The 22599-nt window shown below is 41.9% G+C and carries 24 protein-coding genes; 1 reads left to right on the forward strand and 23 read right to left on the reverse strand.

Going from position 1 to position 22599, the window contains the following annotated elements; translation table 11 throughout:
- Positions 1–22: 22 nt before the first annotated feature.
- The 15 genes from whiA to NSS80_RS17060 form a co-directional block, all read right to left on the reverse strand.
- Positions 23–973, reverse strand: a complete 951-nt coding sequence (whiA, locus tag NSS80_RS16990) for a DNA-binding protein WhiA (RefSeq protein WP_034281025.1) — start codon at positions 971–973, stop codon at positions 23–25.
- Between the two features lie 17 nt (positions 974–990).
- Entirely contained in the window at positions 991–1950 is a 960-nt protein-coding gene (locus tag NSS80_RS16995) for a YvcK family protein (protein WP_034281026.1), read from the reverse strand.
- Complete coding sequence (gene rapZ / locus NSS80_RS17000; RefSeq protein WP_034281443.1) at positions 1951–2838, reverse strand: RNase adapter RapZ; 888 nt, start codon at positions 2836–2838, stop codon at positions 1951–1953.
- 39 nt (positions 2839–2877) lie between these two features.
- Entirely contained in the window at positions 2878–3342 is a 465-nt protein-coding gene (locus NSS80_RS17005; RefSeq protein ID WP_034281027.1) for an 8-oxo-dGTP diphosphatase, read from the reverse strand.
- Positions 3343–3699: 357 nt separating this feature from the next.
- Positions 3700–4650 (reverse strand): thioredoxin-disulfide reductase, encoded by a 951-nt coding sequence (trxB, locus tag NSS80_RS17010; RefSeq protein ID WP_087976242.1) that lies wholly within the window; start codon positions 4648–4650, stop codon positions 3700–3702.
- Between the two features lie 234 nt (positions 4651–4884).
- Positions 4885–6270 (reverse strand): NlpC/P60 family protein, encoded by a 1386-nt coding sequence (locus NSS80_RS17015; RefSeq protein ID WP_041115609.1) that lies wholly within the window; start codon positions 6268–6270, stop codon positions 4885–4887.
- 364 nt (positions 6271–6634) lie between these two features.
- Positions 6635–8095, reverse strand: a complete 1461-nt coding sequence (locus NSS80_RS17020) for a tetratricopeptide repeat protein (protein WP_041115608.1) — start codon at positions 8093–8095, stop codon at positions 6635–6637.
- Between the two features lie 131 nt (positions 8096–8226).
- Entirely contained in the window at positions 8227–8856 is a 630-nt protein-coding gene (gene hisIE / locus NSS80_RS17025) for a bifunctional phosphoribosyl-AMP cyclohydrolase/phosphoribosyl-ATP diphosphatase HisIE (protein ID WP_041115607.1), read from the reverse strand.
- On the reverse strand, positions 8853–9611 hold the full coding sequence (gene hisF / locus NSS80_RS17030; protein ID WP_041115606.1) for an imidazole glycerol phosphate synthase subunit HisF: 759 nt from the start codon (positions 9609–9611) through the stop codon (positions 8853–8855). Before hisF ends, hisIE begins: the two co-directional genes overlap by 4 nt.
- Positions 9608–10345, reverse strand: coding sequence for a 1-(5-phosphoribosyl)-5-[(5-phosphoribosylamino)methylideneamino]imidazole-4-carboxamide isomerase (gene hisA, locus NSS80_RS17035; RefSeq protein WP_034281035.1), 738 nt, complete (start codon positions 10343–10345; stop codon positions 9608–9610). Before hisA ends, hisF begins: the two co-directional genes overlap by 4 nt.
- Positions 10342–10980: an imidazole glycerol phosphate synthase subunit HisH gene (gene hisH, locus NSS80_RS17040; RefSeq protein ID WP_041115605.1), complete on the reverse strand. Its 639-nt coding sequence runs from the start codon at positions 10978–10980 to the stop codon at positions 10342–10344. Before hisH ends, hisA begins: the two co-directional genes overlap by 4 nt.
- On the reverse strand, positions 10980–11564 hold the full coding sequence (gene hisB, locus NSS80_RS17045; RefSeq protein ID WP_041115604.1) for an imidazoleglycerol-phosphate dehydratase HisB: 585 nt from the start codon (positions 11562–11564) through the stop codon (positions 10980–10982). Before hisB ends, hisH begins: the two co-directional genes overlap by 1 nt.
- Positions 11564–12850 carry a histidinol dehydrogenase gene (gene hisD, locus NSS80_RS17050; protein ID WP_041115603.1) on the reverse strand — a complete coding sequence of 429 codons (1287 nt, stop codon included), beginning with the start codon at positions 12848–12850 and terminating at the stop codon, positions 11564–11566. Before hisD ends, hisB begins: the two co-directional genes overlap by 1 nt.
- Entirely contained in the window at positions 12847–13491 is a 645-nt protein-coding gene (gene hisG, locus NSS80_RS17055) for an ATP phosphoribosyltransferase (RefSeq protein WP_041115602.1), read from the reverse strand. The genes hisD and hisG overlap by 4 nt, the downstream gene beginning before the upstream one ends.
- Positions 13484–14659 (reverse strand): ATP phosphoribosyltransferase regulatory subunit, encoded by a 1176-nt coding sequence (locus NSS80_RS17060; RefSeq protein WP_034281040.1) that lies wholly within the window; start codon positions 14657–14659, stop codon positions 13484–13486. Before NSS80_RS17060 ends, hisG begins: the two co-directional genes overlap by 8 nt.
- A gap of 233 nt (positions 14660–14892) precedes the next feature.
- On the opposite strand from NSS80_RS17060, the gene NSS80_RS17065 reads away from it, so the two are divergent.
- Positions 14893–15678 carry a C39 family peptidase gene (locus NSS80_RS17065; protein WP_041115601.1) on the forward strand — a complete coding sequence of 262 codons (786 nt, stop codon included), beginning with the start codon at positions 14893–14895 and terminating at the stop codon, positions 15676–15678.
- Between the two features lie 53 nt (positions 15679–15731).
- Here NSS80_RS17065 and NSS80_RS17070 read toward each other — a convergent pair whose 3' ends face one another.
- The 8 genes from NSS80_RS17070 to lgt form a co-directional block, all read right to left on the reverse strand.
- Positions 15732–17147, reverse strand: a complete 1416-nt coding sequence (locus tag NSS80_RS17070; protein WP_041115600.1) for a hypothetical protein — start codon at positions 17145–17147, stop codon at positions 15732–15734.
- Positions 17148–17734: 587 nt separating this feature from the next.
- Positions 17735–18367: a DsbA family protein gene (locus NSS80_RS17075; RefSeq protein WP_041115598.1), complete on the reverse strand. Its 633-nt coding sequence runs from the start codon at positions 18365–18367 to the stop codon at positions 17735–17737.
- A 45-nt stretch (positions 18368–18412) separates the two neighbouring features.
- Complete coding sequence (locus NSS80_RS17080; protein WP_041115597.1) at positions 18413–19054, reverse strand: NAD(P)-dependent oxidoreductase; 642 nt, start codon at positions 19052–19054, stop codon at positions 18413–18415.
- 87 nt (positions 19055–19141) lie between these two features.
- Positions 19142–19570 (reverse strand): Rrf2 family transcriptional regulator, encoded by a 429-nt coding sequence (locus tag NSS80_RS17085; RefSeq protein ID WP_024423567.1) that lies wholly within the window; start codon positions 19568–19570, stop codon positions 19142–19144.
- A 69-nt stretch (positions 19571–19639) separates the two neighbouring features.
- Positions 19640–20158, reverse strand: coding sequence for an acyltransferase (locus NSS80_RS17090; RefSeq protein WP_024423568.1), 519 nt, complete (start codon positions 20156–20158; stop codon positions 19640–19642).
- 1 nt (position 20159) lies between these two features.
- Positions 20160–20810: a pyrophosphatase PpaX gene (ppaX, locus tag NSS80_RS17095; protein ID WP_041115596.1), complete on the reverse strand. Its 651-nt coding sequence runs from the start codon at positions 20808–20810 to the stop codon at positions 20160–20162.
- Positions 20807–21751 (reverse strand): nucleoside recognition domain-containing protein, encoded by a 945-nt coding sequence (locus NSS80_RS17100; protein ID WP_034281047.1) that lies wholly within the window; start codon positions 21749–21751, stop codon positions 20807–20809. Before NSS80_RS17100 ends, ppaX begins: the two co-directional genes overlap by 4 nt.
- Positions 21752–21770: 19 nt before the next feature.
- Complete coding sequence (lgt, locus tag NSS80_RS17105; protein WP_041115595.1) at positions 21771–22595, reverse strand: prolipoprotein diacylglyceryl transferase; 825 nt, start codon at positions 22593–22595, stop codon at positions 21771–21773.
- Positions 22596–22599 lie beyond the last annotated feature (4 nt).

Raw genomic sequence — 22599 nt, forward strand, 5'->3', positions numbered from 1 at the left:
TCTGCCTCCCTTTTTCATTCTCCTATTTGAGTGTAACAGCTTGTCCGTTTCGTAATTGTTCTGCGATTTGATCTAGCTTTCTTAAACGGTGGTTAATCCCTGACTTGCTGATCTTGCCGCTTTCCACCATTTCTCCAAGTTCCTTCAGCGTGACCTCTTGATAGTCGACTCGCAGTTTGGCAATTTCACGAAGCTTTTCCGGCAGGGCATCAAGTCCAATTTTTTCATCAATGAATTGAATGTTCTCGACCTGACGCAGTGATGCACCAATCGTTTTATTCAAGTTTGCTGTTTCACAATTGACGAGCCGGTTGACGGAGTTCCTCATATCTCGGACGATCCGCACATCTTCAAAGCGGAGCAGTGAGTTATGAGCGCCCACAACACTTAAGAATTCCGTGATCTTTTCTGCTTCCTTCATGTACGTAATGTACCCTTTTTTGCGCTCAAGTGTTTTACTATTAAGATGAAATTGATTCATCAGTTCACAAAGGGCATCATTATGTTCTTTATATAGTGAAAAAATTTCAAGGTGATAGGAGGACGTTTCTGGGTTATTCACAGAACCGCCTGCTAAAAAAGCACCTCTCATATAGGAGCGCTTGCAGCATCTTTTCTTCACAAGCTCTTCTGAAATATTGCGCTCAAATACAAATTGCTCACCTAATATTTTCAAATCCTCTAAAATGGTTCTCGCTCGTTCTACCAGTCTGACAATATACACGTTATTCTTTTTCAATCTCATTTTTTTACGGACGAGCAGTTCGACTGTCACATCGTATTTCTTCTTGAGCAGCGTATAAATCCGTCTTGCAATGGCTGCGTTCTCTGTCTGTATATCTAAAATCAATTTTCGATTAGAGAAAGATAATGAACCGTTCATACGGATGAGGGCAGAAAGCTCTGCTTTTGTGCAGCAGTCCTTCACGTCCAGATTAGTCAGCTCTTTTTTTGTTTCGGATGCAAATGACATCCTTGCCACCCCCATTCCTATTTTTTCTGATGCAGCAGGTCGACAAGCAGCGAGGCTACTTTCAGCGTGTCATGACGAATGACATGCTGGTCATATGTAATGATTTCTCCAGGAATCACTTCTAGTCCCATTGCTTTCAGTGCATCTGTGTCGAATTGGACAGGCTGTGCCTGTTCTTCTGCATATTTTGCTTTGATTTCTTCTGGAATTTCTTTATTGTTCACAAAAATCGTATCGATAAATGGACGATCCATATGATCATTTAATGCCTGAACATGATCAGCTGCACTGTAGGAAAGCGTTTCCCCCGGCTGCGTCATGACATTGCAAATATATACTTTTTTCGCCTTAGAGCGAATCACTTCTTCTCCAATATGCGGGACAAGCAAGTTAGGCAAAATACTCGTATACAGGCTGCCGGGCCCAATGACGATCAAATCCGCCTCACGAATGACTTGGATGGATTCTGGCAGCGGTTCAATCGTATCGGGAGTGAGGAACACGCGTTTGATTCGCTCACCATAGGTGGGAATTTTCGATTCTCCTGTCACCATTTGCCCATTTTCTAATTCAGCATGAAGAACAACACTTGAATTTGCTGCTGGCAATACTTTTCCTCTCACATTTAAAACCTTACTCATTTCAGTGACGGCATGAAAAAAATCACCGGTTATATTTGTCATGGCCGCAAGAATGAGGTTGCCGAGTGAGTGGCCTGTTAAGTCATTCCCTTTGTTAAAACGGTGCTGAAATAGATCTTCTACTAGCGGTTCCACATCAGAGAGAGCCGCAAGGACGTTTCGAATATCTCCTGGAGGGGGAATATTCAAATCATGCCGCAGTCTGCCTGAGCTGCCTCCGTCGTCAGCAACCGTTACAATAGCGGTAATGTCCACTGGCTTCGTTTTAAGCCCTCTGAGCAAAACAGATAAGCCAGTGCCGCCGCCAAGAATGACCACCTTTGGTAGTGTCGTCATCTATTTTCTGCTTCTCTTTTCAATGTCCCGGTGAGTGACATGTGTATAGTAGTCGTTTTTAAAATACTCCGATAAATAGTTGGCCAGCGTCACAGATCGATGCTGTCCGCCTGTACAGCCGATGGCGATCACAAGCTGGCTTTTTCCTTCCCGTTTATAGGACGGAAGCATAAAGCTGAGGAGATCGATTAATTTCTCTGTGAATTTTTGCGTTTCACTCCATTTCATCACATAGGAGCGCACTTCTTCATCGTTTCCAGTCTGTGGACGCATGCTCTCAATATAGTAAGGATTCGGCAGGAATCTCACGTCAAAGACAAGATCAGCATCTATCGGCAGGCCGTATTTAAAACCAAAGGACATCACATTTACTGTAAACACCTGTCCTTGATTGGTGGCAAAATGCGTGACAATTTTTTCTCGCAGCTGTTTCGGTTTTAAATCCGATGTATCAAAAATCATTTGAGACCGGCCTTTTAACTCCTCTAACAGCTCGCGCTCCATTTCAATTCCTTCGAGCGGCAAACCTGTTGTCGCAAGGGGATGCGAACGTCTCGTTTCTTTGTATCTTGAGACAAGCACCTTATCATTTGCATCTAAAAATAGAATTCTTGGCGTAATCCAGTCAAGATCACTCATTTCATCTAAGGCGGCAATTAAGCTGTCAAAAAATTCGCGTCCGCGCAAATCCATCACAAGAGCGACCTTGCTCATCTTGGAATTCGATTCCTTCATGAGCTCTAAGAACTTCGGTAAAAGTGATGGCGGCAGGTTATCAACACAAAAGTAGCCTAAATCTTCAAAGCTTTGAATGGCGACGGTTTTCCCCGCACCTGACATTCCTGTAATAATCACAAGCTGAATATCTTCTTGTTTGTGTGTATTCATGCCTGCTTCCTCTCCTTCTTTATGAAAACGGTTCATGTATTATTCTCCCTGAGGATCTAACCGATAAGCAATCAGCTCAAAGTCGGGTGTATACGTAAAAGTGCCGTGCAGTAGTCCTTTTCCTTTAAGCATGAAATCAAGAATATGGGAATCTCCTGGGGCCATCGGCAAATCAGGCACATCCTTTACGTCATGCCATTTTAAAACGCCTTCCTCTGACTCTGTTACGTTTTTTCCGGTAAATGAATCTGCCATGAAGGTGAACATCATCCACTCTTGAACGATTTGATCGCCTTCTTTTATGATAAAGGTAAAAACACCTTTCAGCTGCGGATTTAAAATATAAATACCTGTTTCTTCTCTATATTCTCGAACGACTGAATCCTTGACCGATTCTCCGCTTTCCATTTTGCCGCCCGGTGCTACCCACCAGCCCCGTCTTGGCTTTTGCAGCAAGAGAACTTGATCTTCGTGATGCAGCACACAATTGGTTACTCGTTGCATCAGCTGTCACCTACTCTTTTATGTCTTTAACTTATTATACAGGTTCAACCTGACTCCCACAATGAACATGCCCGTTCTTCCCCGAAAACAGACCGGTTTTCGTTTGAATCGTGTAACGGACAATTTCTCTACTCTTTATTTTACAGCATCTAATGGTTCTCCATGCGTCATTTGTGAACATCTCGTGAATTTCTGATTTCAGGCAAAAAAAAGGACACGGATTCACATCCGTGCCAAACATGTATTCCTTATAAAAGGGGGTCAATTACTAGTTTCATCATAACGGAAAATTATTTCACCCGTGTTACATTCCAGTTAAAAGCCCATGACGCTATATTAAGGATTTACGACAGCCTTTTATTTCGTTGCTTTGAGTTTTTCAGCAAGCTCTTCTACATAATGCTGTGCGCTTTGTGCTGCAATACTTCCGTCACCTGTTGCTGTCACAATTTGACGAAGTGTTTTTTCACGAATGTCACCAGCTGCGAAAATACCTTCCACTCTTGTTTCCATTCTTTCGTTTGTCTCGATGTAGCCTTCTTTATTTGTAATACCGAGATTTTCAAATGGTTTAGACAGCGGCAGCATTCCGATATAGATGAAGGCACCGTCTGTTTTAAACTCTTCTTCTTCACCAGTCACCGTATCAACCAATGTCACACTGCCGACTTTCCCGTTTTCTTCATTGATCTGTTTGACGGTTTTGTTCCACTTGAAATCAATTTTTTCATTATCAAAGGCACGCGCTTGTAAAATGCTTTGTGCACGAAGTTTATCGCGTCTATGGATAATCGTTACTTTAGAAGCGAAGCGTGTGAGATACACACCCTCTTCTACCGCAGAATCACCGCCGCCAATGACGACAAGCTCTTTGTTTTTAAAGAAAGCCCCGTCACATACTGCACAATATGATACGCCGCGGCCGCCAAGTTCTTTTTCACCTGGTGCCCCGATTTTTTTGTATTCAGCCCCTGCCGCTATAATGACAGAGCGTCCTTTGTATTCTTTTGAGCCGGCTTTGACGATTTTGTATTCTTCACCGTTCACGATTTCTTTAATATCGCCATATGCATACTCTGCACCGAATTTCTTCGCATGCTCAAACATTTTATTTGAAAGTTCCGGCCCTAAAATACTTTCAAAGCCAGGATAGTTCTCGACATCTTCCGTATTCGCCATTTGTCCGCCTGGAATTCCTCTTTCAATCATTAATGTTGAAAGATTTCCCCGTGATGTATAAACAGCGGCTGTCATTCCGGCAGGACCCGCTCCAATGATGATCGTATCGTAGATTTTTTCTTCTGACACAACTGTCACTCCCTCTTCAATTGCTGCTCGCATTTCTTATTAGAATGCCCTTGGGTGATGCTTCCATTCATGACAGAGAGCATCATTTCCACTCTTAGCTTTTATTCCTTACCCATATCCTATTAAATCTGCGGGGAATAAGCGAATCATTTGCTCATATCTTCAAAAAAAGAAAAAGCTTCCTTAAACTGCTGTTTAAGGAAGCCTGTTTACGGTTATATAAAAAGTAATGATTTATTCAACGACTCTTCTTACAACGCCATTGAAATATCTCTTCCAATAAGGATTACTCATTGAATCAACTGAAACGCCATGGGAACTGTTATCATTCAAGAATGTACCGTTTCCTAAGTAAATACCAACGTGTCCATTTACTTTATACGTATCAAAGAACACAAGGTCTCCGCGTTTCATGTCAGATGCACTTACAGCTCTTCCTTTACCTACAAGCGTATCTGTTGTTGTACCGCCAACTGGTCCAAGGTTGATGCCTGCTGATGCAAATGCCCAGCGAACGAATGAAGAACAGTCAAAACGACGTGCGTCAATATCGGCTTGTGATCTGCCGCCGCCCCATTTATACGGAGATTGTCCAACAATGCTAGAACCTGTGCTGATCGCACCTTCAATTCCGCCTACGTTACTGCTGACAGGTGATCCACCGCCAGAAGATGGCTTCTTGCTTGGTGAACTGCTGTTGCTGTTATTGTTGTCATTAGATGATCCACTGTTACTTGAAGACGGGCTGCTATCGTTATTTGAGCTGTTGTCTTCCGCTTGAACACTAGCTTGACGCTGCTGCTGTTGTCTTTGCGCTTTTTCTTCTTTTGCTTTTTGAGCTGCTTCTCTTGCTTCTTTTTCAGCTTGTTTTTGTGCAGCGATTGTTGCGTCTTTTTCAGAAGCAATGCTGTTAGCCTCACTGTTTAACTCGCTGATTTCAGAAAAAGCACTTCCTTTTTGCTTTTTCACTTGCTTGAATAGCTTGTCTTTTTCATCAAGCTGTTTATTCAAGTCTGATTGAAGCGTTTCAAGCTTTGCAAGTGTGTTTTGCACATTTTCAAGCTTTGTGTTTAATTCGTTTTCAGACTTTTGAAGTTCTGCTTTGTCTTTTTCCTGCTCTTTAATGATTTCACTGTCTGCGTTGATCAGTGTAGATACTGCACCTGCACGGCTGATGAAATCGCTAAAACTTTTTGCTCCTAGTAATACATCTATGTATTTCGTAGAACCTCCGCTCTCTTGAAGGGCACGTACACGCTTTTTCAAGAACTCGTTTCTTTCTTCAATACGTTTTTCTGTATCAGCAATTTCTTTTTTCAATGCTTTGATTTCTTTTTTTGTTTTTTCATTTTCTTTTTGTTTTTCTTCGATTTGATCACTTGTTTTTAAAGCTTTCTCATCAATATCTTTAAGCTTTTGTGCAAGTGCCTCTTGTTTTGCTTCAAGCTTTGAAAGCTCTTCTTTTTTCTTTTGAAGATTCTTGTTTACCTCAGATTGCTTGCTGTCTAGTTCTTGTTTCTTTTGTTCAAAGTTCTGTGCGTTTGCTTCATGCGTAAATGGAATAAATAAACCGCTTGCTCCGATCACCGAAGCTAAACCGAAAGTAATAAACTTTTTCACGAATAGTTCCTCCTTTGACAATTTCCCAAGCGACATTAGAAAGCAGCAAATTCTCTGCGACCAATCTGTGCTCTCTATGTCTTTCTTCCTGATTGTTCAGTCAGATGTTGACCAGATTGTTTCTATCACTAGGTGTTTCATTATGTATAGTAAAATATTTAAATATCTATCTTTGTTTTAATCCACGATTTTCATTATACATGAGACATCGACAAAATGAGCTAATATTTTTATTACATTTATGTTTCAAAAACATGTCGTGATTGTCATACTTCGCCAATTCCTTGCAAATCACACCTTTTTATCCAAGAAAAAAGCATGACCTTTTCGGCCATGCTGGGATGTTCTGAATCTATTTACCTATTTAATCGATTAACGTACAGATCTCTCGTTCGTATTTAGACAGTGTTTGAACACTGATCTGAAAAGCGGACGCAACGTCTTTTTTGCTGACAGCTGCTTCTTCTTGTTCATTCATCCATAGATAATAAGATGCTGCTGCCCAGGCAGGCGCATTTTTCTTATCAATACCAGAAGCACGTGCCTGCTGAATAATATGGAATAACCAAAAATAAGGCATATGGCTGTCAGGCTGAACCGCTTCCTCCAGACTGGATGCCGCCTGTTTTGCAAAAACAGCATCTTCTGAAAAAGACTTTTCTTTCATTTCATCTTCATACAAAAGCAGTTCTATAAATTGCTGTTCAAAGGCCGTTTTCGCTGCGCGTGCATCAAGGACAGACTGCAGAACGTCACGTTCCCCTTTTTGTTTACTGACATAGTACGCAGTCAGCCGTTCCTCAATCGAGACCATTGGCTCAGTCTCCTCAGGTTTATCCTGCCACGGCTTGATTTCATCTGCGTCGATATCTTCTTCAACCATCTTATCCCAAACCGTTTGGGCGAGCGTTTTATGGCCTGTATGATAGGCTGCGCTTGCAAGCCAGTATAAAAATGTACTATCTCCCTGAAAACCTGTTTTGTACAAAGAATAAAGCCATTTAAAGGCCCATTCAAATTCTCCCACAAGGGCAAATGTTGCGCCAAGCTTATAACGCTGTTCACTTAGTATTGGATACACGTGCGTTAATTGCTTCGCTAACATGTTGACCTTCTTTTCTTCTTTCTCATAATGGTAGAAGACAAGCTGATTGCAAAGGGCATGCAGATTACCGGGATTTTCAAGAAGGACCCGGTTCAACATTTCTTTCGCCTGATGGATTCGGCCAGAATAAAAATAGGCCAAAGCAAGATTATTATACGCTGACCAAAATTCTGGATACTCAACAATCATCTGTTCCAGCATCTCAATAGCTTCATCGAGTCTGCCGCTTTCTAGCAAATGGTTTGCTTGATCCTGCTTCACAATCAGGTCATCCTGATCATAAGGAAAATCTTCGTCCTCTTCGTCGCTCATATCGAGCAGGTCAAGAAGGTCTTCATTTTCATCCGCAAATTCCCCGTTCTCTTCCAGCGCGGCATAAGCAGTAGCTGATTTATATGCCTCTTGAAACAGTCCGAGATTCGCATAATTATTGGCTTTAAAATAGTGGCACTCAGACATGTTTTCATCGATGTGTTCAAGGATAAAATCAAGCAGTTCGTTTGATTGCTGGTAATGACCCATTTCAGTATAAATAATGGCAAGCTGTGACAGCATTTCTACATTTTCAGGCTCAAGTACGATGGCCCGCTGTATCAGCTTACTTGCTCTGGACAGATTTCTTTCTCTATATGCTTTAAGACCTTTATGAAAAAAGTAATGCCCATCTTGAAATAGCTGGACGACTTGTGTGTGATTATTTTGAGAAGTGTATTTACTCACCGATACCCTCCATTTCGAACAGTGTACCGTGTGTAGTATAACATACTTCACCAGTCGTCACATAGAACAAAAGGAAAGGAAGGATTTGTTTTTCATTTAAAATGAAAAAGCCAGGGATATCCCCCAGCTTTTCATTCACCTTGATGACGTTTTTTTAATACCTTTAATACATCATCAAGCGGCAATTGCTGTTCGCGTAATAATACAAGAAGATGATAGAGGAGGTCAGCAGTTTCCCATTTCAATTCTTCTTGATCCCGGTTTTTCGCTGCAATGATCACCTCGGATGCTTCTTCCCCTACCTTTTTCAGGATTTTATCAACCCCTTTTTCAAATAGATAGGTTGTATAAGCCCCTTCTGGCATTTCCGCCTGACGCTTTGCAATGACCTGTTCAAGTTCATTTAATATCGCAAAACGATCCTGCTCTTCGCTTTGGCGCTTCACGCCTTCTTCCGAAAAACAGCTATAGCTGCCAGTATGGCAGGCTGGGCCGCTTGGCGCGACAAGGACAAGCAGAGCGTCCTTGTCACAGTCATATCGAATAGAAATCACTTGCTGGGTATGTCCCGAGGTGGCGCCTTTGTGCCAAAGCTCGTTTCTCGACCGGCTATAAAACCATGTTTCACCTGTCTCCAGCGTTTTTTCATAGGATTCTTGATTCATATACGCAAGCGTCAATACTTCCTTACTTTGAGCATCCTGTACAATCGCAGGAATCAGGCCTGCCTCATTAAAGGTTAATTCATTTGCCTGTTTCATCTGACCTTCACCCCGTGTTCTCTCAAATATGTCTTCACCTCATGAATGGAGGTTTCTTTATAATGGAAAATAGATGCTGCTAATGCTGCATCAGCTTCTCCTTTTGTAAAGGCCTCGAGCATATGCTGGGCATTGCCAGCGCCGCCAGAAGCAATAACTGGCACATTGACTGCATCTGATACAAGCTTTGTCAATCGATGATCAAAGCCTGTCTTTTCACCATCGGCATCCATACTTGTCAGCAAAATCTCTCCTGCACCTCTCTGCACAGCTTCCTTCGCCCAGTCGCTGACCTCTAAATCTGTTTGACGGCGTCCTCCGTGTGTATAGACCATGTATGCTTTTTTCTCTTCATCGTATTTTGCATCAATTGCAACAACGATACACTGGGAGCCAAAAAAGTCAGCACCTTCTGAAATCAGTTCCGGCCTTAACACAGCTGCTGTGTTGACAGATACTTTGTCTGCACCCGCTCTTAATATACGCTTCATGTCATCAAGGTGGTTAATCCCGCCTCCCACCGTAAATGGTATCGCAAGAGTGGACGCGACTTGTTTGACCACATCCACCATCGTTTTCCGGCCTTCATGAGAAGCGGAAATATCAAGGAAGACAAGTTCATCCGCCCCTTCCTCATCATAGATCTGCGCTAATTCGACCGGATCACCAGCATCCTTTAAGCCTAGGAATTGCACCCCTTTGACAACACGCCCTTCCTTCACATCAAGACATGGGATGATTCGTTTTGTCATCATATGCGGTCAAGCCCTTCAAATGCTTCTGCTAAAGTAAACTGCTTTGTGTAAAGTGCTTTTCCAACGATCGCACCAGACACACCAGACTGTTTTTGCGCTGACAGCTTTTGAAGATCAGCTACTGCGCTGACACCACCTGAAGCAATCACTTGTTTGCCGGTTGCTTCTGCTAAGCGAACCGTGCTTTCTACATTGGGACCAGACAGCATGCCATCCATTTGAATATCGGTGAAAATAAAGACCTCTGCGCCTTCCTTTGCCAATTCCCTGCCGAGTTCCTCTGCCTTCACTTTAGACGTTTCAAGCCATCCTTCAGTCGATACAAAGCCATTTCGCGCATCAATCCCAATTGCGATTTTCTCTCCATATTGCGCCAGCATTTTTTTCACAAAGACTGGGTTCGAAACAGCTGAGCTGCCGAGAATCACTCTATCTACGCCGCTCTTTAAATAAAAGGCAACGTCTTCTTCCGACCGAATACCGCCGCCGATTTGTACCTTCACATCTAAGGAGGAAGCAATCGCCAGCACATGCTCATGATTGACACGTTTCCCTGCTTTTGCACCATCTAGATCGACAAGATGAATCCATTTTGCTCCTTCTTTTACAAATTGCGCGGCCATGTCGAGCGGTGAATCTCCATAAATGGTTTCTTGATCATAATCTCCTTGCACAAGACGTACACATTTGCCATTTCTCATATCAATCGCTGGATATAATGTAAACTCACTCATTTGTTCACCCTCTGTTCGTTTGCTAATTGAATAAATTGTTTGAGCAGCGCCATTCCCGTTGTACTGCTTTTTTCAGGGTGAAACTGTGCTCCAAGCACATTTCCCTTGCCAACAACAGCTGGTACTTGAACACCATAGTCCGCGCTTGCTAATTGCTCATCTGGATTCATATCACTCACATAATAAGAGTGAACAAAGTACGCAAATCCTTCTGGCACACCGTCAAACAATGGGGCGGGCTGATGAAACGTGAGCTCATTCCACCCCATATGAGGTACCTTTAGCCTTTGCCCGTCCTGATCACGATCCTTTAAAAGAACGACACGCCCTTTTAACAGACCCAATCCTTTTGTGTGTCCTGCCTCTTCGCTTTCTTCAAATAACAGCTGCATGCCAAGGCAAATGCCGAATAACAGCTTTCCTTCCTCTACGACTTGATGGATAAACGCCTCAAGTCCAGTCTCTTTTAACAGCTGCATTGCATCATGAAACGAACCGACCCCAGGCAAAATATAAGCATCTGCTTTTTTCAGCTCCTCTACATCAGAGGAGACGATATAGCGGGCACCTGCTCGTTCCAGTGCTTTTGATACGCTGAACAAATTTCCCATTCCGTAATCAATGACTCCGATCATTAGAGCATCCCCTTTGTTGAAGGAATTCCTTTCACACGTGGATCAATGGTTGTTGCTTCATCTAAGGCACGTGCCATCGCTTTAAAAATGGCTTCAATTATATGATGTGTATTGGTTCCGTAGTGAACAATGACATGAAGGTTGATCCGGGCTTCAAGCGCAAATTTCCACAGAAACTCATGCACTAGCTCTGTATCAAAGGTACCAACCTTTTGACTCGGAAAGGCCGCTCTCATTTCCAAATGAGGACGATTGCTTAAGTCGACCACGACCTGGGCAAGTGTTTCATCCATCGGAACAAAGCTTGATCCATACCGCTTAATTCCCTTTTTATCGCCTAACGCTTCCTTAAACATTTGCCCAAGTACAATGCCGATATCTTCTGTTGTGTGGTGATCATCAACATCCGTATCTCCTTTCGCATCGACGGTCAAATTAAAGTGTCCATGCTTCGTAAATAAATCGAGCATGTGCGTCATAAAAGGGACATCTGTTTGAATATCCGCTTTTCCTTCTCCATCAATTTCTAGCGCTAATGAAATGTTCGTTTCATTAGTTTTTCTCGATGTTTTCGCCTGTCTCATTACGATTCCTCCCGCTTTCTCGCTTCAATCGACCTTGCATGTGCTTCAAGCCCTTCTAATCTGGCAAAAGCCGCAATGCTTTCCCGATGTGTTTCAAAGGCTTCTTGACTATATGAAATAATGCTCGTTTTCTTTTGAAAATCAGTCACACCAAGCGGACTGGAGAATCGAGCTGTTCCGTTTGTTGGCAGCACATGATTCGGTCCTGCAAAATAATCGCCCACCGGCTCTGGACTATATCGTCCCAAGAAAATTGCGCCAGCATGCTTGATTTGACCAAGAAGTGCTTCTGGGTATGCTGTCAGCACCTCTAAGTGCTCTGGTGCTAATTGATTGATGACGTCTACTGCACGATCGATTGATTCTGTCACGTAAATACGGCCATGATCTTGTATAGATTTTGCTGCGATTGATTTTCTCGGTAAACTATCAAGCTGCTTTCTTACTTCAGCCTGCACGCTTTCAGCAAGTGTCTTAGACGGTGTCACCAAAATACTAGATGCCAGCGCATCATGCTCTGCCTGCGAAAGTAAATCCGCCGCTACCTCATGCGCGACTGCTGTTTCGTCTGCTAGGACTGCAATTTCACTTGGGCCTGCAATCATATCAATGTCTACCTGACCAAATACTTCCCGCTTTGCCAGCGCGACATAAATGTTGCCTGGACCTGTGATTTTATCAACAGGTTTGATGCTTTCCGTTCCATAGGCAAGTGCCGCAACCGCCTGGGCCCCGCCCATTTTATACATCTCAGAAATACCAAGCTCCTTCGCCGCAGCCAAGACAGCGTCAGAGAGACAGCCATCTTTCCCAGGGGGTGTCACAAGAACGATTCGTTCAACGCCTGCGACTAGCGCAGGGATCACATTCATTAATACTGATGATGGATAGGCAGCTGTTCCACCGGGGACATACACACCTACCGCATCAAGCGGTGTTACTTTTTGACCAAGCATTGAACCATCCTTTTGGTGATAAAACCAAGAAGAGGTCAGCTGGCGCTCGTGGTATGTGCGAATATGCTTGATAGCCGTTTGGATAATCTGAACCATCTCTTTATCCAAGCGGTCACAGGCTTTTGCCATTTCATCCTCCGTGACAAGTGGATCTTCAATCAACACTCCGTCAAATTGCTTTGTAAAAGACCGTACAGCTTCATCACCATTTGTTCTCACTTCTTGTATAATGCGCTGAACAGCCTGACGCTGCTCTTCTGTTCCTGTATCTAAGGACCGTTTGAGTGAGAGAGTATCTGTCTCACCTTCTTGTATGCAGGTGATGTTCATGATGTTTCCTCCCCTTCTCCAATGATTCTTGCAAGACGCTGCGCCATTTCATCGATCACGTTATCCTTCATCCTATAGCTCACAGGATTGACAATAAAACGTGACGTGATATCACAAATATGCTCCGTTTCCACAAGGCCATTTTCCTTTAGTGTTTGACCTGTGGAGACAATGTCCACAATGCGATCGGCAAGCCCAATGAGCGGTGCTAATTCAATGGAACCATTCAGCTTAATGATCTCCACCTGCTCCCCTTGCTCTCTAAAATAGGACGATGCAACATTTGGGTACTTTGTCGCCACACGCGGTGCGACACCCCCCCAGCTCGCCCCTGGCAAGCCAGCAACAGCTAAATGACATTTACTGATGTTTAAATCGAGCACTTCGTACACATCACGAGCTTCTTCAAGCATGACATCCTTCCCTGCAATGCCAACATCCGCCACGCCGTGCTCTACGTAGGTGGTCACATCCATTGGCTTGGCTAAAATAAAGCGTAGGTTTTCTTCTGGTACATCAATGATTAATTTTCTTGAATCCTCGAATTCCTCTGGCAGCTGGTACCCCGCCTGTCTTAACAGCCCTGCTGCTTCTTCAAATATCCGGCCCTTTGGCATCGCCATCGTCAACACTTTACCCATTTTGCTCTTCCTTTCTAGCGCCGATAAAATAAGTCACCTGCTCAAATGCCTTGGTCATCGCGTCAATATTTTCAATCCCCGCTAAGTCTTGCAGGACGATCTTTTTCCCTTTTGACCGCTCCTTTTCTGCAAAAGCAAAAGCTTCCAGTCTTTGTTCTTTGCTAAAAATCACAGCCTCCTGCGGCTCAACAATTTCTTTTGCATCGAGCGCTTCAAGAAGACGGTCTAGTCGAAGTCCGAACCCTGTAGCTGGCGCGGGTGCATCAAAATGAGCAAGCAATTGATCATATCTCCCGCCGCTTCCGATGACCGACCCAACATGATCTGCAAATACTTCAAACAAAATACCCGTATAATAGCTCATATGACTCACCATGCTTAAATCTAAACGGATATATTCTGTACAGCCGTAATCTTCAAGTGTCTCCCAAAGCGACTTTAACTGTGCGAGCACTTCTTTTCCTTCTTGTGAAACGACGATTTCCTCTGCCCGCCCTATAACCTCTTGGCCGCCTCTTAACTCTAAAAGCTGTAACAGCCTCGTTTTATCGATGGAGGAGAGCGGTAATTGTTTCACATGCTGACGGTATCCCACATAATTCTTTTCATATAAGAAGCGGCGAAGGACATTTGCACGCTCTGTATTTCCGAGTACATCGACAAATAACGTCTCTGCTAAAGCGACATGCCCGATCGCGATTTTGAAGGACCTTAGCCCGGCATTTTTTAAGGCAAATACGGCAAGTGCGATGACTTCAGCATCTGCACTAATCGAACCATCACCAATCAATTCAATTCCGACCTGCTCAAATTCTGACGGCCTTCCGCCTTCTCTTTCCTGCGCTCGGAACACGTTGGCTGCATACCCAACACGAAGCGGATACGCCTGCTGGTGAAGCTTGGAAGCCGCCACTCTTGCAATCGGCCCCGTCATATCAGGTCTCAGTACAAGGGTTTGCCCGTTTTGATCAAGCAGCTTAAAGAGCTGTGTATCTGTAATCGCCGATTGAACACCGACTGTATCGTAAAATTCAAGCGTTGGTGTCTCCATCAAACGGAAACCCCAACCAGTCATGACCTCTGTTAAAGAATGTCTCACTTTTTTCTTCGTCTCATACAATCCAGGTAATGAATCCCGCATACCATATGGTTTCTCAAACATAAACATGTTCTTCCGCACCTCCAACACATTAAAACAAAAAATTCCGAATCCTTTAGTTCGCTAATATGATAATATGCTAACAAAATAAAGCGATTAAATCAATCATTTTTATTTCCCCCTATTTTCATCAACATATTCTGGAATTATTACATTCAAGTGACACCTGTGTCTTTTCTGTATGTTCGAAGAAAGAACGTGCTATAATACTTAAAAATATTGAATAACACAGGAGATTAACAGTGAAGTTCATCCAGACATTCATCTTAACTTTGTTGTGCGCATGTCTTGTTTATTTCGGCTTTATATACGTTTCGCAAATCGATCAAGTCAAGAAAACAGCTTCGCCGCAAAAAGCAGCAAAAGAAAACGATACGGCACTTGCAGCTGAAGAAACTCGTTCAACGAAAAAAGCAGAAACCACACATCATTCATTAAAAGGAAGCAAAAAAGCCATGGACGTCACCCTCTACAATCAAATGGATGTGCCAAGGCTTTATAACGGATGCGAAGTCACGAGCTTAGCGATGCTGCTTCATTACAGCGGCTATGAGCATGTAACGAAAAACAAGTTGGCAAATGAAGTAAAACGTGTTCCGCTCAATTATGAAAATGGCTTAAAAGGAGACCCTCATGACGGGTTTGTAGGCGATATGGAGAATGGGCCGGGTCTTGGTGTTTACCACGAACCGATTTATCAGCTTGCGAAAAAATACGCGGGCGATCAAGTTGTCGACTTAACCGGAAAGCCTGTTAAAAAGGCCATCTATCAATCACTTGAAAAGGGCTATCCTGTCTGGGTGATTACGACATCCACCTTTGACAAAACAGATAACATCGAAACTTGGAATACACCGAATGGCAAAATAAATGTAAGCTTTAATATGCATAGCGTGGTCATCACAGGCTATGACAAGGAGCATGTCTACTTGAATAACCCCTATGGAGAAAAGAATCAAAAAGTCGACCGTGATCAGTTTGAAGATTCTTGGGAACAGATGGGCAGTCAGGCGATTATCATTATATAATTAAACAGAAAAAGACAGTGAATACTCATCGTGGAGCTTTCACTGTCTTTTATTTATAATGTATTTTTAAATGACTTTCTAGGCATAATCTCAAGTAAATTAATAAAATCATTAGGACTTGTTACAAAAAAAGTATAAAGTTGTCTTTTTTGCCCACCCATTGAAGCTAGATAAATCTCATGATTAGGTGCTTTATCATGACTACCACTTATCACCAAAGTTGAATTTGTCATCGTAAGTTTCCAATTTGAATCAATAGAAGGATAAGATACACCAGGAACGTTTGTATTAAATGGGATTTTCGCAGAATGATAAAACTTAAACCCTAATTTTTTACTACTTGTGTCAGTTACATCTATAAAGATTGCCTTATTAGACGCAACTGCACTTTCTATAACTTTTTTACATGCAGCATCTGAGCATCTATAGGATCTACCAATTTTTTTTGTTGGCATCCATATAGAAAGGGGATTCTGAAATTGCAAGTTTACTACTGAATGTGTACGACTACTTGTAGCATTTATATTAAATCCCCGATTATCACCCTTTAAATAGCCTCCTTTTATGAAGTTTGGATCTTTAACAGATTTATATGGGATGAATGTGTTATAAATAATACTATATGCATCATTTTTTGGAAAAGCTGCTTTTGTTGATAAAGCTTTAGACTTTCCTTGTTCTCCTTTACTTGTTAATAACCCAAGTGGAGATTTTAATGAGTCCTCTGTCAACTTTGGGATTTCAACAATGCTTGAAAACTCTGCACTAATATTATAGAGTTTTGATTTTTCACTTTTAGATAACTTAGATTTATTAATTTTCCTTTTAGCTAACAACTCGTTTACTTTATTTCGAGACTTCTTACTTAGTGGAACATTCGTCTCGACTTTATATGTATACCTTTTTCCAGGCTTCACATTAGAATCAAAATAGGTTTTTGACTTTGTCTTTTTCAAAAGTTTGTTATCTCTGTATATAGAGTAAACTCCATTATCTCCTTGTATTTTCCCCCACTTCAGGCGAACACCATCTGAGCTAGAATGAGTATCTAACCCATTTTGATTAATTGAGTTATCTACTATTTCTTGTTCAGGATATAACTCATTTTCATTGTTAGACGAAAAAGCTTTGCTTTTCATATAACTTTTTGACTGTTTTGGTTCCAAATAAGAACTATTGTCGATTTTGATAGCTATTACTTTTTTTAATTTGTTACTTTTATAGATACCCAAATTATATTTTTGTATTTCATCTTTAATCTTCACTTTTATTTCATCTTTTTTACCTTCATAAACTAATTTATCATTATCATAGAGCTTATAATAATCTCCCTTTTCTTTAGCAACAATAGTTGCATAAGTACTATTCTTGCGAATAGATATACCTTGTTCACTAGACGCATAAGCATGTTGGGAAACTAAACAAACAGCAATCAAAACACTAAAGTAAAATATTATTTTTTTCAACATTAGAACACCTCAATTAAGCTTAATATGTTACAATCATTACGTTACCATAATTTAATTTATATTACAATAATTCCTAAGGAGAATAGCGTATGAATAATGACAAGTTTTTCAAAATATTATCTATAACTTTTAAATTTATTTCATGTATGATAATTAGCTCTATTACATTAAGCTTATTTATAACTATCTATCAATATTTATTTCATGGATTGAGCATTTCTTATTTTATAATTTATTTACCATTTATATCTCTATTTTATTTAATCTTTTGTGTTCCTCTACAATTAATACTTTATAATAAAGTAACAAAATTCAATTTGAAGTACCTTCTAATTTATATAATAATATCAGCTATCGTAAATGTATTAATTATTGATGCAACATTTAGAAACAAATTTGAGGTGATATTAACCATAATAGTTAGTTCACTTATTTATTGGTTTTTTGATTCATTATTACTTAGAAATAAAAAATAAAAAAGTACCTATAGAAATAGAAGATTCTTGGGAACAGATGGGCAGTCAGGCGATTATCATTAAAGCGTAAAAAAACAACCTCTATCCGCATAGAGGTTGTTTTTGAATGATTTATTTTTCTAGTAATTCCTTCAGGCGGTCTTCAAGCTTTTCAGCTGTCATCGCACCTCCGCCCAGGCTGAAGTATTCTTCCCCTCTTTTTAATAAAAGTGTAGGATAGCCGTTCACATGAAGTTGATGAACCTTCGCAAAGTCGGCATACGCATCATTCATCGCTTCTTTTGTTTTCATGCGTTCAATGACTGCGTCAGGATCAAGATGATGCGCCAAAGCGATCTCCCGATACGTTTCTTCATCACTCAGGCTTTTTCCGTCTTGATAAAAAGCCTTTTGCATCGATGAAGCCAAGTGCAATGCGCGCTCAGGTGCGATGGATCTTAATGCAGAAAAACCAATGGCCGCAGCCTCAGAGTCTAAAAGAAACGTTCCGTTTGCTAGCAGCTCCTGATAACGTTCACCAAACTCGACACCAGTCAGCTGACTAATACGCTGATTTGCTTCTGAAATGTGTGGATAATCCTTTATTGGAAGACTTCTTTCCCCTACAAATAAACCACCCGACACAAGTGTTAATGATATCTCCGAATGATTTTCATGCAAAGTGCGGATACTGTTTGAAAATCCATAACACCAGCCACAATACGCATCCCATACATAGATGAAGGACAATTCTTGCTCATTCATACGTTAGACTCCCCATTTATCATTTTTAGGCGGTCATGAAACTGCTTATTCAGCTTCAGATACAACGGTAAAACGTTCTCCAACATGGGCTGCCTGCTCCACCTCATCAACCAGCGCAATGGCGTAGTCAGCATAGCTCACATAGCTGTCACCTTTAGAATTGACAATCAGATGGTCTTTCCCTTTCACGTAAGAACCTGTACGTTTGCCAACTGGATTAAAGAATGCAGCTGGACTGAGGAAGGTCCATTTTAATCCCTCTGTCTGTTGAAGATCTTTTAGGTTTTCTCCTTGCTGTGAAGCCGTAGCAGCATATTCTTTAGGAAACTCTGGTGTGTCCACTAGTCTTGTTGTTTTCGCCTCATCTACAAATAGACTTCCTGCTCCGCCCACAACGATCAAACGAGTCTCAGGTGCCTCTTTTAAAATATCGATCAGCTTTTTCCCAGCTTCTACGTGCAGGTGCTCTTTTCCAGCAGGTGCGCCAAATGCATTTACAATCACATCAAAGCCTTTGATGTCTTCTGCTTGCAAGTGAAACACATCCTTCTCAAGAACAGCTAGTGATGAATCTGTCACCTTTTGTGCATCTCGGACGATCGCCGTTACTTCATGTCCTTTTGATTGAGCCTCTTTCACAATTTCTTGTCCTGCTTTACCTGTTGCGCCAATAATTCCAATTTTCATGTTAACTCCTCCTGCAATATGGTTTTATGTTGATAAAGAAAGGTGTAACTAATACGGTTACAACAGAGGTAAAAAAAATTGAATAGATCATCCAATTTTTTTGATTAGCACATGCGTTAGTTCACTTAATTTGATCTCAGCAAGTACTTGCTCCATCGCACTTTGAGCGCGGCATAAAATTAATTCAAGCACCGCTTGAATATTTGCACCGATCGGACAGTCAGGATTTGGGCTTTCATGAATTTGAAACAATTCTCCCTCATCCACGACTTCAACCGCTTTATACACATCGAGCAGTGTGATGTCGTCTTCACTGCGGTTCAGCTGAGAACCACCTTTGCCAAGACTCGTTGAGATTAGGCCTGCTTTTTTTAATTTACTCATAATGCGGCGGATGACCACTGGGTTTGTATTCACACTTCCTGCGATATCCTCCGATGTCTGTAATGATCCTTTTTCAAGTGATAGCAAGGCCAGAATATGGACAGCGACAGTAAATCTGCTGCTGATTTTCATGTTTTCTCACCTCTGTTGTAATCATTATAGTTACACCATGTCACATTGTCAACAAAAAAGTCTGCCGAGCTACTCAGCAGACGTAGATTGACGTGCTTCCATTTCTTCTTTCGTATAAATCATGCGCATTGGATTTCCTCCAACAAATGAGCCTGCTGGCACATCCTTATGAACAAGTGTACCAGCCGATACGATCGCACCATCCCCAATGGTCACACCAGGTAAAATAGTTGAATTAGCTCCAATTAAAACTTCATCACCAATATAGACTTCCCCAAGTCTGTACTCTTTAATCAAATACTCATGGGACAAGATGGTCGTATTATAGCCGATCACACTATTTCGACCGACAGTGATTTTCTCAGGAAACATCAGATCAACCATCACCATTAAGGCGAACGCCGTATCCTCGCCGACCTTCATACGAAGAAAGGTTCGGTATATCCAATTTTTCATTCCCATAAAAGGCGTGTACCTTGCCATTTGAATAAAAATGAAGTTTTTCACCACTTTGAAAAAGGGAACTGTCCGATAGACTTGCCGCAGTGAATTGACCCCTTTTACAGGATAACGATCTGTTTTTCTCAACTTAATCAGCTCCAACAATCGCCAGGAGATCACTCATTTTCTTCAGCATGAAATCAGGGCGATGCTTTAAAAGCGCCTCTTCTCCCTTAATAGACCAAGCAACACCTGCCGTTTTTGTCCCGGCCGCTTGACCAGACAAAATATCGTGATAATTATCACCGACCATCACCGCTTCATGCGGATCACTGCCAAGCTTTGATAATGCCAGCTGAACAGGCTCCGGATGCGGCTTCTCATTTTGCACATCATCGAGCGTCACAATGACCTCAAAGAACGGCTCTAAACCGGTCAGCTTCAATCCCATTAAAACCGTATCCCGTATCTTCGTTGTGACAATACCGAGCTTAAATCCTCGATCCTGCAGGACTTTCAATGTGTCGATAACTGTCTCATATTCAGTCACAAGCAGATCATGCTGCTTATGATTAAACGTGCGGTACATCTGAATCATATCATCCGTCAAATCAGGGTCCATCGCAGAGAATGTATCAAACAAGGACGGACCAATGAAATGAAGAATATCCTCACGGCTGTAATGACCAGGGTAATAATGATCCAGCGTATGCTGAAATGAAGCAATAATTAATTCATTTGTATTGATTAATGTGCCATCTAAATCAAATAGCACTGTGTTGATCGTCGATTCGTTCATATGGCTTCCTTTCTAACAGCTGCAAGTTCCCGCTTCCGCCAAATATAGCTAATAGCAGCTGTCAATAAAATTGCAGAAATCAGGCGGATGACAAGAAGCGGCCATACTGGAATACCAAGTGGTATAAAAATCAGCGTATCTTCGACCACCGCATGGCAGGCAACGAGGAAAATAAAGGCAAGAGTTAAGTCCTTTTTACTCACACCGTCCTCTTCCACTGCCTTCATCATCACGCCGGCTCCGTACGCCAGACCAATCGTTAATCCAGCCACCATCGTCATAGATGTATTTTCTTTCATTCCAAGCATTCTAGTAAAAGGTGACAGCCACTTAGACAGTGTATGAAGCCACCCTAAATCTCTCATGAATTGAATGATGACCATGAGAGGGATGACGATACAGGCGAGCTGGAGCACACCGAGTACAGCTTTTTGTAAAGCAAGCAGGACGATCATGTACCAGCTGGAAGGCACATCAGCCGCCTGAGCTGCCGTCAGTAGTCCATATTGCGCCGGCTCCTCGCCTCCCTGCCAAACGAGATGAATGACAATAGCCGAAATAACAGCAAGACTGATTCTGACCAACAAAATCACAGACACTCTCAGTCCAACCTTTGCTGCCACTGTCGATTCGATGATCAGGTTATGGCAAAAGGACAGCATCACTGCCAAAATAAACACTTCCTTCACAGGAAGCTCTAATGTCAAAATGGCTGCAATCCCCGCATACAAGTTCAGCATATTTCCTAATACAAGCGGAATAGCCGCTTCTCCCGAAAGACCAAACACCCCCATAAATGGCCGAATGAATTGTATGATCCAACCCATTACAGGCGTATGCTGCAAGATACTGACGAGAATGGTAACTGGAAAGATGACTTTGCCAAGTGTCCAAGTTGTCGATAGCCCTGCCTTCAAGCCGTTTTTCCATGTCTCTCCCATCTCTTATGATCCCCCCTGCTTAATTCGATGAGTTGTTCTCTTTATACGGAATCGATGCGTATCCTTTCATTCTTCTAAAGAAAATCAGTAGAACAGCCACTACGAATATCGCAATCGAAATCATCTGTGCGATTCGAAGATGCTCTGTCAGCATTAAGCTGTCTGTTCTCATCCCTTCTATGAAGAAACGGCCGATTGAATACCAAATTAAATAAGACAAGAAGATTTCGCCTCTTCTCAGCGATGTTCTGCGTAGTAAAATCAATATGACAACACCGGCAAGATTCCATAATGATTCGTATAAGAACGTCGGGTGATAATAGGTCCCATCAATATACATTTGATTAATGATAAACTCAGGCAGATGCAAATTTTCTAAAAAGGCTCTTGAAACCGCCTCACCATGCGCTTCTTGGTTAATAAAGTTCCCCCAGCGCCCAATTGCCTGCGCTAGTAAAATACTAGGTGCTGCGACGTCAGCTATTTTCCAAAAGGATACCTTTCTCACTTTTGTAAAAACGATGGCTGTCAGCACGGCACCGATCAGCCCGCCGTGAATCGCAATTCCACCATTCCAAATTTTAATGATTTCGTTTGGGTGCTGCTGATAGTAATCCCATTCGAAAGATACATAATAAATTCGTGCACAAATAATTGCTATTGGAATGGCAAATAAGATTAAGTCAATAAACATATCTTTATTGATTCCTCTTTTTTCACATTCTCTCAGTGCGAGCCAGAGTCCAAGCAAGGCCCCGATCCCAATAATCACACCATACCAATGAACCGAAATAGGTCCAAGCTGAAAAGCGATCGGATCAATTGGCTGAATTGCTTCGTTCATATAG

Origin of the sequence: Bacillus sp. FSL M8-0350, assembly GCF_038593345.1 — a bacterium.
In the GTDB taxonomy this organism is placed as follows: Bacteria; Bacillota; Bacilli; order Bacillales; family Bacillaceae; genus Bacillus; species Bacillus safensis.